Origin of the sequence: Alloyangia pacifica (assembly GCF_003111685.1) — a bacterium.
Lineage (GTDB): Bacteria > Pseudomonadota > Alphaproteobacteria > Rhodobacterales > Rhodobacteraceae > Salipiger > Salipiger pacificus_A.
Genome location: NZ_CP022191.1, coordinates 373,468 through 389,005 on the forward strand (window position 1 = coordinate 373,468; position 15,538 = coordinate 389,005).

At 66.8% G+C, this 15,538-nt stretch carries 16 protein-coding genes; 11 read left to right on the plus strand and 5 right to left on the minus strand.

Features of this window, described 5'->3' with window-relative positions; translation table 11 throughout:
- Nucleotides 1-3: 3 nt before the first annotated feature.
- From CEW88_RS20905 to fliI, 3 genes are all read right to left on the minus strand, one after another.
- Nucleotides 4-1,242, minus strand: coding sequence for an MFS transporter (locus CEW88_RS20905; RefSeq protein ID WP_108970293.1), 1,239 nt, complete (start codon nucleotides 1,240-1,242; stop codon nucleotides 4-6).
- A gap of 136 nt (nucleotides 1,243-1,378) precedes the next feature.
- Nucleotides 1,379-1,987: a sugar transferase gene (locus CEW88_RS20910; protein ID WP_108970422.1), complete on the minus strand. Its 609-nt coding sequence runs from the start codon at nucleotides 1,985-1,987 to the stop codon at nucleotides 1,379-1,381.
- 507 nt (nucleotides 1,988-2,494) lie between these two features.
- Nucleotides 2,495-3,841, minus strand: coding sequence for a flagellar protein export ATPase FliI (fliI, locus tag CEW88_RS20915; protein ID WP_108970294.1), 1,347 nt, complete (start codon nucleotides 3,839-3,841; stop codon nucleotides 2,495-2,497).
- A 67-nt stretch (nucleotides 3,842-3,908) separates the two neighbouring features.
- Here fliI and flgB point away from each other — a divergent pair, with 67 nt between their 5' ends.
- The 11 genes from flgB (at nucleotide 3,909) to CEW88_RS20970 (ending at nucleotide 13,938) form a co-directional block, all read left to right on the plus strand.
- A complete protein-coding gene (gene flgB, locus CEW88_RS20920) occupies nucleotides 3,909-4,310 on the plus strand; it encodes a flagellar basal body rod protein FlgB (protein ID WP_108970295.1) in 402 nt (133 codons plus the stop codon).
- 11 nt (nucleotides 4,311-4,321) lie between these two features.
- Nucleotides 4,322-4,732, plus strand: coding sequence for a flagellar basal body rod protein FlgC (flgC, locus tag CEW88_RS20925; RefSeq protein WP_108970296.1), 411 nt, complete (start codon nucleotides 4,322-4,324; stop codon nucleotides 4,730-4,732).
- Nucleotides 4,733-4,743: 11 nt separating this feature from the next.
- Nucleotides 4,744-5,073 (plus strand): flagellar hook-basal body complex protein FliE, encoded by a 330-nt coding sequence (locus tag CEW88_RS20930; RefSeq protein ID WP_108970297.1) that lies wholly within the window; start codon nucleotides 4,744-4,746, stop codon nucleotides 5,071-5,073.
- 19 nt (nucleotides 5,074-5,092) lie between these two features.
- Nucleotides 5,093-5,362 (plus strand): flagellar biosynthetic protein FliQ, encoded by a 270-nt coding sequence (locus CEW88_RS20935; protein WP_108970298.1) that lies wholly within the window; start codon nucleotides 5,093-5,095, stop codon nucleotides 5,360-5,362.
- Entirely contained in the window at nucleotides 5,362-6,168 is an 807-nt protein-coding gene (locus CEW88_RS20940; protein WP_108970299.1) for a lytic transglycosylase domain-containing protein, read from the plus strand. Before CEW88_RS20935 ends, CEW88_RS20940 begins: the two co-directional genes overlap by 1 nt.
- A complete protein-coding gene (flhA, locus tag CEW88_RS20945) occupies nucleotides 6,168-8,267 on the plus strand; it encodes a flagellar biosynthesis protein FlhA (RefSeq protein WP_108970300.1) in 2,100 nt (699 codons plus the stop codon). The genes CEW88_RS20940 and flhA overlap by 1 nt, the downstream gene beginning before the upstream one ends.
- Entirely contained in the window at nucleotides 8,268-9,023 is a 756-nt protein-coding gene (locus CEW88_RS20950) for a flagellar biosynthetic protein FliR (RefSeq protein WP_108970301.1), read from the plus strand. It begins immediately after the preceding gene.
- A gap of 18 nt (nucleotides 9,024-9,041) precedes the next feature.
- Nucleotides 9,042-10,166 carry a flagellar biosynthesis protein FlhB gene (gene flhB / locus CEW88_RS20955; protein WP_108970302.1) on the plus strand — a complete coding sequence of 375 codons (1,125 nt, stop codon included), beginning with the start codon at nucleotides 9,042-9,044 and terminating at the stop codon, nucleotides 10,164-10,166.
- 202 nt (nucleotides 10,167-10,368) lie between these two features.
- A complete protein-coding gene (locus CEW88_RS20960) occupies nucleotides 10,369-12,573 on the plus strand; it encodes an NADP-dependent isocitrate dehydrogenase (RefSeq protein WP_108970303.1) in 2,205 nt (734 codons plus the stop codon).
- A 726-nt stretch (nucleotides 12,574-13,299) separates the two neighbouring features.
- Complete coding sequence (locus tag CEW88_RS20965) at nucleotides 13,300-13,524, plus strand: AbrB/MazE/SpoVT family DNA-binding domain-containing protein (RefSeq protein ID WP_108970304.1); 225 nt, start codon at nucleotides 13,300-13,302, stop codon at nucleotides 13,522-13,524.
- Nucleotides 13,525-13,539: 15 nt separating this feature from the next.
- Nucleotides 13,540-13,938 (plus strand): PIN domain-containing protein, encoded by a 399-nt coding sequence (locus CEW88_RS20970; RefSeq protein WP_108970305.1) that lies wholly within the window; start codon nucleotides 13,540-13,542, stop codon nucleotides 13,936-13,938.
- Here the strand turns inward: CEW88_RS20970 and CEW88_RS20975 are convergent.
- Together CEW88_RS20975 and CEW88_RS20980 are read right to left on the minus strand one after the other, a co-directional pair.
- Nucleotides 13,928-14,959: a LacI family DNA-binding transcriptional regulator gene (locus CEW88_RS20975; protein WP_108970306.1), complete on the minus strand. Its 1,032-nt coding sequence runs from the start codon at nucleotides 14,957-14,959 to the stop codon at nucleotides 13,928-13,930. The two genes, CEW88_RS20970 and CEW88_RS20975, sit on opposite strands and share 11 nt — an antisense overlap.
- Nucleotides 14,956-15,537, minus strand: a complete 582-nt coding sequence (locus CEW88_RS20980) for a dual specificity protein phosphatase family protein (protein ID WP_108970307.1) — start codon at nucleotides 15,535-15,537, stop codon at nucleotides 14,956-14,958. Before CEW88_RS20980 ends, CEW88_RS20975 begins: the two co-directional genes overlap by 4 nt.
- Nucleotide 15,538 lies beyond the last annotated feature (1 nt).

Sequence of the window (15,538 nt, forward strand, 5' to 3'; positions counted from 1 at the left end):
CGTTTAGCGCGCGCCGTGGGCGAGACGCGCCGCTGCCGGTTCGCGGCGCAGGGCGAGCATGGAAAGGGCGCCGATCACCGGGCCGGGCAGCAGCATCAGGAATGCCCAGTGCCAGCCGCCGATCGCGCTCGCAAAGATGGGCAAAAGCCAGATCGCCACGACGGTCAGGGCAAAGCCTATGCCGAGTTGCAGGGCGAGGGCGGTGCCGACGAAATGCGGCTCGGAAAGCTCGGTGACCGCGGCGGAGAACTGCGCGCTGTCGCCGACGACGCTGACCCCCCAGATAAGGGCAAGGGCGGCGAGCAGCAGGGTCGGACCCTCGAAGGCGAAGCCGATGAGGGCGGCGCAGGCACCGGAGACGATCATCATTCCGGCGCAGGTCAGGCACCGGCCGATGCGATCCGAGAGCCAGCCGCCGAGCAGGCTGCCGATGACGCCGCTGGCAACCACCACGAAGCTCAGCATCGAGGCGGTGCCGAAGGGGAAGGGTGCAAGGCCGCTTTCCTGCGCCGCGGCGGCGAAGGCGAGAAACCAGGCCCACATGGCGTAGAGCTCCCACATGTGGCCGAAGTAGCCGAGGTTGGCGAGCATCAGCGGGCGGTTTCTGAAGACCGCGAGCGACTGGCGAGGGTCGAAGGCGGCGCGGCCGAAGCCGTAGGGGCCTTCACGCAAGGTGCCCGCGAACAGGATGGCCGAGGCGAGGGCCGCGCCGGAGGTGCCCCAGACCACGGCCTGCCAGTTGATGCCAGTGGTGAGCGCGCGGAACAGGTGCGGCATGGAAGAGCCGAGGGTCAGCGCGCCGATCAGGAAGCCGAGGGCGAGGCCGCGGCCTCGCGAGAACCAGGTGGACATCAGCTTGAGTGCCGGAGGGTAGACGCCGGCCAGCGCGATGCCGGTGAGGAAGCGGGCGAGGATCGCCGTGGTCGGGTCGGAGACCAGCAGCGCGGCATTGGCCAGCGCGGCGATGATCGCTGCGCCGGTCATCAGCCGCTTCATCGGCAGGATGTCGGGCAGGTTGACGAGGCTCGAGCCGAGGGCGCCGACCACGAAGCCGAGCTGCACGGCGTTGGTCAGCCAGGCGGCCTGGGTCGGGCTGAGCTGCCAGTCGCTGACGAGCTCGGGTATGATCGCGGTGGCCGAGAACCAGGTGCAGAGCACTCCGACGACACCGAGGCAGATCAGCGCCAGCATCGACCAGCGGCCCGGGGCAGGAGGGGGGAGGGCGGCGCTCTGGTGGCTCATGCGGGAGGCTTTCGTCTTGAGGGGGTTGCGCCGCAACTCTGCCGGAGCGCCGGGCGCTGCGCAATCGCCCGACGCGGATGCAAAGAGACCCCGGACCTTGGGTCCGGGGTCTCTTTTTCGAAACAGGGGAGAAAGCTCAGCGGCCGGTGCGGTCCAGCACGGTCTTCGCGGTGAGCAGCAGCAGTCGGCTGTCGGTGGCGAAGGACTGCTCGCAGAGGTAGCGCACGTCCATCTCGACTCGCTCGTCGTAGGTGACGTCGTTGCGGCCGGAGACCTGCCACAGCCCGGTGATCCCCGGCTTCATCAGCAGGTAGGCGGTGCGGTGCATGCCGTATTTGGTCATTTCGGCGCGGACGACCGGGCGGGGGCCGACGAAGCTCATCTCGCCGGTCAGCACGTTCCAGATCTGCGGCAGCTCGTCGAGGCTGGTCTCGCGCAGGAAGCGGCCAAGGCGGGTGATGCGCGGGTCATTCGTCAGCTTGTGATCGCGTTCCCATTCGGCGCGGGCAGCGGGGTTGCTGGCGAGATATTGCTGCAGCTTCTGCTCGGCGTTGGGCACCATGGTGCGGATCTTCCAGCAGCGGAAGACCCGGCCGTTCTTGCCGATCCGGCGGTGGCCGAAGAAACCCGGCCCGCCTTCGAGGCGCACCATCAGCCACAGGACGGCAATCACCGGCACCAGAAGCGGCAGAAGCGCGAGGGCGAGAAGCGTGTCGAAAATCGGCTTGGCGAATTGGCGGTAGATGCCTTGCGCCTTTTTGCGGTAGAGCCGGCGCTGCTCGCCGAGAAACCCTGCGTCCGCGGAATAAAATGCTGCATCAAACACTGTCAAACCCCAAGAACTCTTAACTCTTACGCGATACAGTCCGGCCTCTTTGGCCACCTGAACGACGACAAAATGCGCTCTGGGCCACCCTTGGTGGCCGCGACCGCGTCTCACGACACGAATTGGTCATAATCGGCTTGTTGATCCAGCTTTAATCACGAGTCAACCCAGAGAGTAAAGGTATATCCAAATGAACATCAATTCCGAGAAATTACGTCAGCGGATGTCCGCTTTTTAAACGACTTCGTTAAGGAAAGATTAACAGAACTCTACTGCAAAGGATCTGCGAAATGGCTCCGGAAATCCCGAGGCAGGCGCGCCGAAATGGCTTTGCCACCGAGCCAGAGAGGAACGGGGCAGGGGGCAACCATCAAAACGGGCCGCCCGGTCGGAGCGTCGCGGCGCTTGGCGCGCCGAGGCCTGCCTTCAGGGCGCTTCCACGACGATGTCCGCGTCTGAGAGGGCGCCGTGCAGCCGGGCGAAGGTTTCCGACGCGTCCATGGCCTCGCGCTTGCCCTGGCTGAGCAGGCGGTCGAGCGGCTCGGCGAGATCGATGGCGGAATCCACCTCGGGGTCGCTGCCGCGCCGATAGGCGCCGATGCGGATCAGCTCCTCCATGTCGGCATAGCGGGCGGCGGCGCGGCGGGCGGCCTTGTAGATCGCATACTCGTCCGGGTGGTGGCAGTCGGGCAGCATCCGCGAGATCGAGCGCAAGAGGTTCACCGCCGGGAAACGGCCCTGTTCGGCGATCTTGCGGTCGAGGACGATGTGCCCGTCCATGATGCCGCGCACCGCGTCGGCGATCGGGTCTTCCATGTCGCCGCCATCGACCAGCACGGTGTAAAGCGCGGTGATGTCGCCGCCGCTGCCAGAGCCGGGACCGGCGCGTTCCATCATGCGTGGCAGCTCGGCAAAGGTGGTGGGCGGGTAGCCCTTGGCGGTGGGCGGCTCGCCCCCGGCGAGGCCGATTTCGCGCTGCGCCATGGCAAAGCGGGTGACGCTGTCGAGCAGCAGCAGGACCTGCTTGCCCTGATCGCGGAAATGCTCGGCCACGGCGGTGGCGGTCCAGGCGGCCTGGCGGCGCATCAGCGGCGGTTCGTCGCCGGTGGAAACGACGACCACCGAGCGCGCCAAGCCTTCCTCGCCGAGATCTTCCTGCAGGAAGTCCTGCACCTCGCGGCCGCGCTCGCCGACGAGGCCGACAACGATCACATCGGCCTGGGCGCCGCGCGCCAGCATCGCCATCATGGTGGACTTGCCGACGCCGGAGCCGGCAAAGACCCCCATGCGCTGGCCCCGGCAGAGCGGGGTGAAGACGTCCATCACCTTGACCTTGGTGTTGAGACGCTGGCCCACCCGGCGGCGCTCGAAAGCGGGCGGGGGCGCGGCGCGAATCCTGCGGGGGGTATCGCCCTCGGGCAGGCGGCCCTTGCCGTCGAGCGGCTGGCCGAGCGCGTTCACCACCCTTCCGATCCAGGCGTCATCGGGGCGGATCTCGTTGGCGCTGTGGCTGACCTGTACCGGATCGCCGGTGCGCACCCCGTCCCAGCTGCCGAAAGGCAGGAGCCGGGTGCCCTGCTCGTCGATGCCCACAACTTCCGCCAGCACCGGTCCCTCGCGGCCCTGGACAAGACAATGCGCGCCGATCCCAACCGCGCGCTGGAGGCCCGACACCGTCAGGACCAGGCCGAGCGCGGATTTCACCTCGCCGGTAATACTTGACCTTTCAAGGGTCCGGGTAAGGCTTGAAAGCTCCGAAAACGCGGTGTGCATGGTCACTATCCATTGATGTGTCCGTTTTATTCATGCTATCCTTGTTTGAGCCGAAAGGAAACTCTTCATGAAACTTGATGGTATGTCCTTTTTCCAGTTGGCCTCCGAGCGCATGACGTGGCTCGGAGCGCGGCAGAGTGTGATTTCCGAGAACATCGCCAACGCGGATACGCCGAATTACAAGGCCCGCGAGGTGAACGATTTTGCGCAGGCGCTCGAGGGGCAGCGCGCGATGAGCGGCCTCGAGGTGACCAATGCGCAGCACATCCAGAGCGGCCACAGCACGCCCGACGGCGTGCGAATCGAACGCGACGAGACTGCTTGGGAAGCGAGCCTCGACGGCAACACCGTGTCGGTCGAGCAGCAGACCATCAAGGCCGCGGAGGTGGCGGGCAGCTACCGGCTGGCGGCCGAGCTGTATCGCAAGGGCCACAACCTGCTGACCGTCGCGGTCACCGGCATTCGTTGAGAGGGGACACCATGGATCCGCTGAAATCCGTATTGAACGTCGCCGCCAGCGGCATGCGTGCCCAGGGCGAGCGCCTGAAGGTTGTCTCCGAGAACGTCGCCAACGCCAGTTCCACCGGCAACACCGAGGGCGGCGATCCCTATCGCCGCAAGGTGATCTCCTTCGAGGAGCTGGTGGACCGGGAAACCGGGGCCTCCATGGTGGGGGTGTCGGACGTGACCCGCGACTCCGCTGATTTCGAACTTCGCTTCGACCCCGCGCATCCGGCCGCCGACCAGGACGGCTTCGTGAAGGTGTCGAACGTGAAGACGATCCTCGAGCTGGCCAACATGCGCGAGGCCTCGCGCAGCTACCAGGCCAACCTGAACATGTTCGAGACCGGGCGCACCATGCGCACGCAGCTTCTCGACCTGCTGAAATAGGACTTTGACGTATGGCGGGACCTTCCTCGCTCCTTTCGCTGAACTCGGCCAGCGGCGCCTACCGCGCGTCGCGCGATATGGTCGCCGAGAAGATGCCGGCGATCGCGCCGGACCAGGCCGAGCGACCCAGCTTTGCCGAGATGATCTCGAAGGCCGGCGCCGACACCGTGCAGACCATCCGCGAGGCCGAGGCGGTCGCGCAGAACGGCATGCGCGGCGACATCGACACGCAGCAGGTCGTGCTGGCCACGCTGGAGCTCGAAACCACGGTGAACACCGCCGTTGCGGTGCGCGACAAGCTGGTCGAGGCCTACCAGGAAATCATGCGCATGCCGGTCTGATCCGGCGAATGGGGGCGCGGTGACCGAAGCCGATACGCATACGATCCTGTCGGATGCCTTTCTGACCGTGCTCTACGCGTCCGGTCCGATCATGGGCATCGCGCTGGTGGTCGGGCTCATCGTCGCCTTCTTCCAGGCGCTGACGCAGATCCAGGAGATGACGCTGACCTTCGTGCCGAAGATCGTGGCGATCTTCCTCGGGCTGCTGGCGTTCCTTCCGTTCATGTACGCTATGGTCAAGAAGCTGTCGGACACCGCGTTTGACCTGATCATCAGCGGGGGCTTCTGATGCGGGCGCTGGCGGGGATGCTGGTCGCGCTGCTGCTGCTGGTGACGGGGCAGGGGGCGCGGGCCGACTGGAGCGATTTCTATCGGCCGACCGCGCGGACGGCTCTGCCTGCTCCGGCGCTGCCCGCGCAGGCTGCGCCCTCGGGGCTCTGCATCCGCGAGATCCTGCGCGCGCAGCTGCGGCACCAGATCCCCGGCAACCTCTTGCTGGGAATTGGGCTGCAGGAATCGGGCATGATGCACGAGGGCGAGCTGACCATCTGGCCATGGACCGCCAATGCCGAAGGTGACGGGCGCTATTTCACCAGCCCCGAGACCGCCGCCAGCTGGGTGCGGGCGCGGCAGGCCGATGGGGTGGCCTCGGTGGACGTCGGCTGCATGCAGGTGAACCTGCGTTGGCATCCCGACGCCTTTGTCTCGCTCGAGCATGGGTTCGATCCGGCGCGCAACGTCGATTACGCCGCGCGGCTGCTGGTGTCTCTTTATGAGCAGACCGGCGACTGGGTCGAGGCGGCGGGGCGCTACCATTCGGCCACGCCGGAGCACCGGCAGGCCTATCTCGGGCGGCTGAAGCAGAACGTCGGCATCGCCAATGACCGGCTCGACATCTTCCGCGCGCTGGCGGCAAGGGAGGGGGGCGGCGCCCCGCCGCCGGTCGCCATGGCCGCCGCCGAGCCGCTGCCCGAGGGGCACTTCTGGACCTCCTGGCTGACCACGCGCAGCGGCGCCGCCGACGAGGGGGCGCGCAGTCTTTACGGGCGCGAGGTGATGCAACCCGTGCTGCCCGCCTTCCGAAAGATGTTCTGATGGCCCTGACCGATCCCTTCACCGCCTCGCGCAAGCGCCCCAGCCTGAAGGCCCGGGGGCTGGCGAACCGCGACGTCGCCTTCGCGATCGGCGTGACACTGATGCTCGGCGTGCTCTTCGTGCCGCTGCCGCCGGTGATCCTCGACCTCGGGCTGGCCGTGTCGCTTTCGGTCTCGGTGCTGATCCTGATGGTGGCGCTCTGGATCCCGAAGCCGCTGGAGTTCAACTCCTTCCCGTCGCTCTTGCTGATGGTCACCATGTTGCGGCTGTCGCTCAACGTCGCCTCGACCCGGCTGATCCTGTCCGAGGGGCACACCGGCCCCAGCGCCGCGGGTGGGGTGATCGAGGGCTTCTCGCGCTTCATCGTCGGCGGCAATTTCATCATCGGCATCGTGATCTTTGCCATCCTCGTGGTGATCAACTTCGTGGTGATCACCAAGGGCTCGACCCGCATCGCCGAGGTTTCGGCCCGCTTCTCGCTGGATTCGATGCCCGGCAAGCAGATGGCCATCGATGCCGATCTCGGCGCCGGGCTGATCGACGAGGAGCAGGCGCGCTCGCGCCGCAAGGAACTGGAGGACGAGAGCGGCTTCTTCGGGGCGATGGACGGCGCAAGCAAATTCGTGCGCGGCGACGCGGTGGCCGGAATCATCATCACGCTGATCAATGTCATCGGCGGCATCCTCATCGGCGTCGCGCAGCATGGGCTGTCGCTGTCCGAGGCGGCGAACTTCTACACCGTGCTGACGATCGGCGACGGGCTGGTGTCGCAGATCCCGGCGCTGGTGGTGTCGCTGGCGGCGGGTCTCATCGTCACCAAGGGCGGCACCGAGGGCGCGGCCAACGAGGCGGTTCTCGGCCAGCTGTCGAAATTCCCCAAGGCGCTGTTCATGGCGGCGGCGCTGCTCTTTGCCATCGGGCTGCTGCCGGGGTTTCCGGCGCTGGTCTTCGCGGTGCTCGCGGGGCTGATGATCTTTCTCGGCATCACAGTGCAGCGCGGCGCCGAGGAAGCCACCCGCAGCGCCGCGCGCGAAGAGGCGCAGCGGCAGAAGGCCGAGGCGGCGCCGGCCGAGGACAGCATCAAGGAGACGCTGAAGCTCGACACGCTCCGGCTCGATCTGGGACAGGCGCTGGTGCCGCTGATCTCGAGCCCCGACGCGGCGCTGGCGGGCAAGATCAAGAGCCTGCGCGGGCTGTTTGCGCGCGAGTTCGGTTTCGTGCTCCCGACGGTCCGGATCAAGGACGAGCCGATGCTGCCCTCGCAGAGCTATGCGCTCATGGTGCAGGGGGTCGAGGTGGCGCGCGGCGACGTGCGTCCGACCGGCATGATGGTGGTCAACCCCGGCGACTGCGGGCTGAAGGGCGAGCGCGGCAAGGATCCGACCTTTGGGCTCGATGCGCTCTGGGTCGATCCCGAGACCGCCAAGATCGCCGAGGGCATGGGGCTGACCGTGGTCGACCCGGAGAGCGTGATCATCACCCATCTGACCGAGGTGGTGAAGGAACACTTGCCCGAGCTGATGACCTATGGCGCGACGCAGGAGCTGATCGAGGGGCTCGATCGCGAGTACCAGAAGCTCGCCAAGGACATTCCCGGCAATGCGCCAATGGTGCTGATCCAGCAGGTGCTGCAGGGGCTGCTGGCCGAGCGGGTCTCGGTGCGAAACCTGCCGCTGATCGTCGAGGCCATCGCCGAGGCCAAGCGCAGCACGTCGAACGTCACGCAGATCACCGAGCAGGTGCGCCGGCGCCTCGCCAACCAGATCTGCAAGTCGATGATGGACGGCGCGGGCTTCATTCCGGTGATCACCATGGGGCCGGCCTGGGAGAAGGAGTTCCTCGAGGCGCTGCGGGTCAGCGGCGAGGAGCGCAACTTCGTCATGTCGCCGCAGCGGGTGCAGGATTTCGTGCTGCAGACCCGGCGCGAGATCCAGCAGTTCGCCGAACGCGACGAATGGCCGGCGCTGCTGGTCAGCCCCGAGGTGCGCAGCTTCGTGCGCTCGATGCTGGAACGGGTGAGCCCGATGACCACCGTGCTGTCGCACAACGAGATCCACCGCAAGGCGGCGCTGCGCACCGTCGCCACCATCGGCAAGTAGATGAACGTCTCGGCGCTGATCACCACCGAGTTCCTTGGGGTGGCGCTGGTCTTTGCCCGGATCGGCGGCATCCTGATGTTCATGCCCGGCCTCGGCGAGGCGCTGTTTCCGGTGCGTCACCGGCTGGCCATGGCGCTCGTCCTGTCGCTGGCGCTCTACCCGCTGGCGCCGCTGGGGCCGGTGGATTTCGATGATATCGCCGCCTTCATCGGCATTCTTGCCATCGAGCTGACGCTGGGGGTCTGGATCGGTGTCAGCGCGCGGATCCTCCTGTCGGGTTTGCAATTCGCCGGCTACCAGATCGGCACGATCTCGGGGCTTGCCAATGCCTTCTCGCCCAGTCTCGGCTCCTTCGAGGGGGCCGATCTAATTTCCACCGCGCTGATGATGGCGGCGGTGGCGGTGATCTTTGCCACCGACCTGCACCACCTGATCATCGGCGCCATGGTGATGAGCTACGATGTCTTCCCGCCGGGGCGGATCCTGACCGGGGATCTGGCGCAGCAGATCGTCCGGGCGGTGAGCGCGAGCTTCTACATGGGGCTGTCGATCGCCGCGCCCTTCTTCGTCATGGGGTTGCTGCTCAACCTCGCCATGGGCCTGACCGCGCGGATGATGCCGACGCTGCCGGTGTTTTTCGTCGCCGGGCCGGTTCTGATCTTCTCGGGGCTTCTGGTCCTGGTCATGGCCGCGCCGATGATGCTGCGCGAATTCGCCGAGCGCTTTGCCGAGTGGCTCGGCCTCTTGGTGTTCTGAGGCGGGGGACGTCCGGGCATGGCCGAGGGTGAAGACAAGGACAACAAGACCGAGGAGCCGACAGAGCGAAAACTCCGAAAGGCCCGCGAGAAGGGCGATGTGCCGAGCTCCAAGGAGGTCGGCAATGTCACCGCGGTGCTGTCGCTCTTTGCCATCACCGCGTTTGTCATGCCCGGCGTCTCGGCAATGTTTGCCGGGGTTCTGCGCGGGGTCTTCGAGACCGCCGGGCAGGTGAGCATCGGCGAGGACGTGCAGGGCATGCGCGATATCGGCGGGGTGAGCTGGGGCATGCTGCGCGGGGTCGGGCTCTTGCTGGCACCGCTGCTGGCGCTGATGGTGCTGGGGGCGGTCGCCGGCGCGCTGCTGCAGGGCGACATCGTGGTGGCTGTCGAGCGGATCCGGCCGAAACTGTCGAAGATCTCGCCCATGTCGGGGTTCAAGAAGATCTACTCGCTCGGCGCCATGGTGGAGTTCGGCAAGAGTATGTTGAAGGTGCTGGTGGTCGGCGGGATCGGGCTCTGGATCACCTATCAGGGGGTGCGCGAGCTTTGGCAGGTGCAGGGGATCTTGCCCGAGATGGTGACGGAGTTCGCCCGGCACGCGGCCTCGCGCATGCTGATGGTCGTGCTGTCGATCCTCTTGGTGATCGCCGTGGCGGACGTGCTGTGGAAGCGCTTCGAGCATCGGCGCAAGCAGCGCATGTCGATGCAGGAGATCAAGGACGAGCACAAGGACACCGAGGGCGATCCGCACATCCGCGCAAAGCGCATGCAGCTGCGCCGCGAGCGGGCGCGCCAGCGCATCGCGCAGGCGGTGCCGCGGGCGACGGTGGTGCTGACCAACCCGACGCATTTTGCCGTGGCATTGAAATACGAGAGCGGCGTCGACATGGCGCCGGTCTGCGTCGCCAAGGGGGCCGACCTGCTCGCGGCGCGGATCCGCGAGCTCGCGCGCGAGTCCGAGGTACCGATCATCGAGAACAAGCCGCTGGCGCGGGCGCTGCACGGTGTGGCCGAGATCGACAAGCAGATCCCCATCGAACACTGGGAGGCCGTGGCCGCGATCATCGGCTACGTCATGGACATGCAGCGCAACATCAAGCGTCCGTTGCCGGAAGGGTCGAGCTTGCGGGAGGAGGACTGAACGGCCCGGTCCCGCACGAGGGGCCACGGGGACGGTGCACCGGCGCGCGCCCGCGCATGGGGCCTGCGCGGCGTGGAAATGGACGGAAATCCACGCTAGGGCAGGGGGGCGCGGTGCGGCGATCCGGTGCGGCACCGCGACTGTAGACCTTTGTATGCAGAACGGCTAAAGGGGGCGAAACCCCCAGGAAAGGCATCGCATCATGGCTGAGAACAACACTCCTGACATCGTTTACACCAAGGTCGACGAAGCGCCCGAGCTGGCCTCGGCCTCGCTGCTTCCGATCATCCGCAGCTTTGCCGCTGCCGCCGGTGTGTCGGTCGGCACCAAGGACATCTCGCTCGCGGGCCGCATCCTCGCGACCTTTCCCGAGGCACTGACCGAGGCGCAGCGCCAGTCGGACGACCTGGCCTGGCTTGGCGAGTGGGTCAAGACGCCCGAGGCCAACGTCATCAAGCTGCCCAACATCTCGGCCTCGGTGCCGCAGCTGGTGGCCGCGATCAAGGAACTGCAGGGTCAGGGCTACGCGCTGCCAGACTACCCCTATGAGGCCTCGAGCGACGAGGAAAAGGCGATCCAGGCCAAGTACGACGGGATCAAGGGCTCGGCCGTGAACCCGGTGCTGCGCGAGGGCAACTCTGACCGCCGCGCCGCCGCCGCCGTGAAGAAATTCGCGCAGTCGAACCCGCATCGCATGGGCGAGTGGACCAAGGACAGCAAGACCCGCGTCGCCGCGATGGACGGCGGCGACTTCTTCTCGAACGAGGTCTCGGCGACGCTCGACAAGGCTGCGACCGCGAAGATCGTGCTGGAGACTGCCTCGGGCGAGACCGTGCTGAAAGAGGGCGTCTCCTATCCGGCGGGCACCGTGGTCGATGCCACCTACATGAGCGCGGCGAAGCTCGACGCCTTCCTGGAAGACGAGATCGCCAAGACCAAGGACGAGGGCACGCTCTTCTCGCTGCACATGAAGGCCACGATGATGAAGGTCTCGGACCCGATCATCTTCGGCCACGCGGTGAAGGCCTGGCTGAAGCCGGTGTTCGACAAGTACGGCGACGAGCTGAAGGCGCTTGGCGTGAACCCGAACTCGGGCCTTGGCGACCTGCTGGAGCGGGTGAAGGACAACGCCGATATCGTGGCCGCAATCGAGGAAGTGACCGCGTCGCGTCCGCCGATGTACATGGTGAACTCGGACAAGGGCATCACCAACCTGCACGTGCCGTCGGATGTGATCATCGACGCCTCGATGCCCGCGCTGATCCGCGCCGGCGGCAAGGGCTGGGGCCCGGACGGCAAGGAAGCCGACACCAACTGCGTGATCCCCGACAACTCCTATGCGCCGGTCTATGACGCGGCGATCGAGTTCTTCAAGGCGAACGGCAAGCTGAACCCGGCCACCGCCGGCACCGTGCAGAACCTCGGCCTGATGGCGCAGAAGGCGGAAGAATACGGCTCGCACCCGACCACCTTCGAGATGCCCGAGGCAGGCATCGTCAAGATGATCCTCGACGACGGCACCGTTCTGCACTCGCACGAGGTGCAGGCGGGCGACATCTGGCGCTCGGCCTCGGCCCGCAAGGCGCCGATCGAAGATTGGGTGAACCTCGCCATCGAGCGTCAGAAGGCCACCGGCTACCGCGCGATCTTCTGGCTCGATGCGAACCGCGCGCATGATGCCGAGCTGATCGCTTACGTGAAGCCGATCCTCGAGGCGAAGGGCGTGTCGGACAAGTTCGAGATCATGGCCCCGCGCGAAGCCACCATCGCCTCGCTCGAGACCATCACCAAGGGCGAGAACACCATCGCGATCACCGGCAACGTGCTGCGCGATTACCTGACCGACCTCTTCCCGATCCTCGAGCTGGCCACCTCGGCCAAGATGCTCTCGATCGTGAAGCTGATGAACGGCGGCGGCCTCTTCGAGACCGGTGCCGGCGGGTCGGCTCCGAAGCACGTGCAGCAGTTGATGGAAGAAAACCACCTGCGCTGGGATTCGCTGGGCGAGTTCTGCGCCCTCGGCGAGAGCTTCAAGTTCCTTGCCGACCAGAAGGACAACGCCAAGGCGCGGGTGCTGGGCGATGCGGTGGAGACCGCGACGCAGGGCATTCTCGACCACGACCGTTCGCCCTCGCGCAAGGTGGGTGAGCCCGACAACCGCGACAGCCACTACTGGTTCGCGCGCTACTGGGCCGAAGCGCTGGCGGCGCAATCGGACGACGCCGAGCTGGCGGCGCATTTCGCGCCCATCGCCAAGGCGCTGGCCGAGGGCGAGGCTGCGATCGTGGCAGAGCTGGCGGCGGTGCAGGGCAAGCCCGCGGATCTCGGGGGCTACTACCACGGTGACGCGGAGAAGACCGCTGCCGTGATGCGCCCCTCGGCAACGCTGAACGGCATCCTCGGCTGAAACCGACACCGCTGACGAGATGGGCACCCCCCGGCTGAAAGGCCGGGGGTGTTTGCGTTCGGGGCAGTGCTTCGCGGGTTCCGTGGGACCTTTCCGCCTTTTGTCCACAAGCCGACAGTGTGGCGCCGGGGCGTTCTGCGACAACATACCGCAGAGTGTAGGTGCACAAAGATTACCTACTGCATGTGGTGGCTCCCCGCGAGAGGTTCAATAAATTCAGAATATTAACAGTATGTTAGATATTTGGAGCGCTAAAAAATCAGCGCGTCTGCAAGTGATTCTGCCTTGCCTTCCCGGGGGCGTGGTACCCCCGACCGAGTCGTTCGCGCAGAGGTTGAAACTGAACTGTGAACAGATTGTGGAAAAAATTCGTCCTTGCAGGGGCTTGCATGAAACATGCGCCGCGGGCCCAAAAATCTGCTCGCGACCGGCGAAATCGCGCTACTGTAAATCTGCCTGGTGGTGCTGCTATGACTGAGCAAATCGGAGTTTTCTCTCCTGATGGCAGCTTCATGCCCATATTGGCAGGGCGGCGAGTTTCGTTCAGGTGAAGGGGGGAGGCCATTTGGCCTAAGTATCCTTAGTCTTTTGATAATTATGAGCGGCACCCGGGGTAATCTCCGGGTGCCTATTTTTTTCCGACACCGCGGGTCGCCGCAGCGGTTGATCACCGCGGGGGGTGGATATACATTCATGCAACGTATATCATAAGGTCAGGAGGCAGTGATGCAGATCTCGAAATGGGGGAACTCCCTGGCGGTCCGCCTGCCTGCCGAACTCGTGCGCGAACTGGGGCTGAAAGAGGGCGACCGGATCGAGCTGCATCCCGACGACCGGGGGCTCGCGGTGAGCCGCGCCGCGCGGCCCGAGGAGATCCTCGCCGGTCTGCGCCGTTTCCGGGGGCGGCTGCCCGATGGGCCGCTGCCCCGCGACGAGGCCAACGCGCGCTGATCCCGGGGCTGATCCATGGCGGGGGCCTTTCTCGACACCAACGTGATCCTCTACCTTCTGGGCGAGGCGCCGAAGGCGGATCGCGCCGAGGCGCTGCTGCAGCAGGGAGGGGTGATCAGCGTGCAGGTGCTGAACGAGGCTTTGGTGAACTGCCTGCGCAAGGCGAAGCTGAGCGCAGAGGAGGCGGGCGCGTTTCTTGCCGGCGTCCGGGCGCTCTGCGAGGTGGTGCCGCTGACCGAGCGGACCCATGACATCGGCCGGGCGCTCGGGATGCGCTACGGGTTTTCGGTCTACGACTCGATGATCGTCGGCGCGGCGCTGGAAGCAGGCTGCGACACGCTCTGGTCCGAGGACATGCACCACGGGCTGCTGGTCGAGGGGCGCCTGCGCATCCTCAACCCGTTCAGGGGCTGAGCGGCGCGCGCACCGAGCCGCGCTCGACCAGCCGCACCGGCACCTCGTAGAGCATGGGCGCGGCCTCGGCGGGCAGGGCGATGGCCTCCATCGTGGCGCGGGTGAGATCCTCGAGCGACTGGTTGACCGTGGTCAGCGCATGCGAGGACCAGCCCGAGATTGGCGCGTCGTCGAAGCCGATCACCGACAGATCCTCGGGTACCCGCAGGCCGAGCTCGAAGCGGGCGGTGTTGAGCACCCCGAGCGCAATCTCGTCGGTGACGCCGAAGATGCCGTCGATGCCGGTCCCTTGCAGCAGCACGCGGGCCGCTTCGGCCCCGGTCTCGTAGCTGTTCGGCCCGTCGACCCAGCAGGTCACCGGGATGCCGCGCAGGGCCATTTCCGAGCAGAAGGCCTCGGCCCGGTCGGTCTTGGCCGAGGTGCGCGAGCCCGAGATCACCACCGCCACGTTGCGGCAGCCGGCCCGGGCCAGCCGCTCGGCCGCCAGCCGCCCGCCGCGGGCGCTGTCCGCGAGGATGAGATCGGCCCGCGCGCCTTTTGGCGGGCGCGGGCGGTTGATCAGCACCATGCGCGCGCCGTTCTGCGCGCAGAGCCGGATCAGCGCATCGGGCGCGGCCCCGGAGAGCAGCACGACGGTGCGCACCCGGTAGTCGAGCAGGCGTTTGAGATCCTCGGCCACGCCACCGGCGCCGTTCATCAGCAGGCATTGCAGGCGGCGGGCGTGCAGTGCCTTCGAGAGGGCATCGAGCTGGGCAGAGATATAGGGGTTGGAGAAGTTGCCGCCGACCACGCCGACGAGGTCCGAGCGCTCCTGGTGCAAGGTGCGGGCGAGGCGGTTGACCCGGTAGCCGAGCTCTTCGGCGGCCTCGAGGATGCGGGCGCGGGCCTGCTCTGACACCTGCGCGCCGGGCGTGAAGGCGCGCGACACTGCCGAGCGCGAGACCCCGGCCAGCCGTGCCACATCGGCGGCCGAGACGAAGCGGCTCCGGTGCGGTCCGAGCGGCGGGCGGGGCGGTGTCATCGGGCGCAGAGGCCCCGGTCAAGCACCTCTTGCGCAAGCGCGAGCATCGGTGGCAGCGGGTAGCTTTTCCCGAGCCCGCGCAGCGCGCGAAGGTGCGCGAGGGCAGCGTCGAAGCTCGGATAGGTGCCGGGCCGCCGCAGGTGCAGCCAGAGCGCCAGCACGGTGACCGAACGCGAGCGCCCGCCGCGGCAATGCACCAGCAGCCCGCCCCTGGTGTGGGCGGGGTAGTGCGGTTTGCCCATGGTGTAGACCGCGGCGAGCCCGTCGATCAGCGTGACCGCCGCGGCCAGCGTCTCGGCGGCATTGCCCGGCCCGTCGAGCAGGCCGATCTGGTAGCGCCGCAGATGGGTGCCGTCGGGGCGGAGGAGAGGGCCGGGGAAGATGTTCATCGCGAGGTTGAGGCTGGCGCCGATGCCAGCTTGCTGCAGGGCGTCGCCATCCTCTGCCGCCGGCAGGTTGCCGAGCCACAGCCCGTCGAGGCCGGGGCCGATTTCGCCTGCGGCCCGCCAGAGCAGCGGTTTTTGGTCCTCGGCGGCCTCGGCTGCGGGGACGGTGTCGGGCAGGTGGTGACGGATCATG

What these genes read in the sequence shown, in the direction of transcription:
- CEW88_RS20905 (WP_108970293.1), bottom strand. Translation starts at nt 1,242, where the DNA reads ATGAGCCACCAGAGCGCCGCCCTCCCCCCTCCTGCCCCGGGCCGCTGG.
- fliI (WP_108970294.1), bottom strand. Translation starts at nt 3,841, where the DNA reads ATGCACACCGCGTTTTCGGAGCTTTCAAGCCTTACCCGGACCCTTGAA.
- flgB (WP_108970295.1), top strand. Translation starts at nt 3,909, where the DNA reads ATGAAACTTGATGGTATGTCCTTTTTCCAGTTGGCCTCCGAGCGCATG.
- flgC (WP_108970296.1), top strand. Translation starts at nt 4,322, where the DNA reads ATGGATCCGCTGAAATCCGTATTGAACGTCGCCGCCAGCGGCATGCGT.
- CEW88_RS20930 (WP_108970297.1), top strand. Translation starts at nt 4,744, where the DNA reads ATGGCGGGACCTTCCTCGCTCCTTTCGCTGAACTCGGCCAGCGGCGCC.
- CEW88_RS20940 (WP_108970299.1), top strand. Translation starts at nt 5,362, where the DNA reads ATGCGGGCGCTGGCGGGGATGCTGGTCGCGCTGCTGCTGCTGGTGACG.
- flhA (WP_108970300.1), top strand. Translation starts at nt 6,168, where the DNA reads ATGGCCCTGACCGATCCCTTCACCGCCTCGCGCAAGCGCCCCAGCCTG.
- CEW88_RS20950 (WP_108970301.1), top strand. Translation starts at nt 8,268, where the DNA reads ATGAACGTCTCGGCGCTGATCACCACCGAGTTCCTTGGGGTGGCGCTG.
- flhB (WP_108970302.1), top strand. Translation starts at nt 9,042, where the DNA reads ATGGCCGAGGGTGAAGACAAGGACAACAAGACCGAGGAGCCGACAGAG.
- CEW88_RS20960 (WP_108970303.1), top strand. Translation starts at nt 10,369, where the DNA reads ATGGCTGAGAACAACACTCCTGACATCGTTTACACCAAGGTCGACGAA.
- CEW88_RS20965 (WP_108970304.1), top strand. Translation starts at nt 13,300, where the DNA reads ATGCAGATCTCGAAATGGGGGAACTCCCTGGCGGTCCGCCTGCCTGCC.
- CEW88_RS20970 (WP_108970305.1), top strand. Translation starts at nt 13,540, where the DNA reads ATGGCGGGGGCCTTTCTCGACACCAACGTGATCCTCTACCTTCTGGGC.
- CEW88_RS20975 (WP_108970306.1), bottom strand. Translation starts at nt 14,959, where the DNA reads ATGACACCGCCCCGCCCGCCGCTCGGACCGCACCGGAGCCGCTTCGTC.
- CEW88_RS20980 (WP_108970307.1), bottom strand. Translation starts at nt 15,537, where the DNA reads ATGATCCGTCACCACCTGCCCGACACCGTCCCCGCAGCCGAGGCCGCC.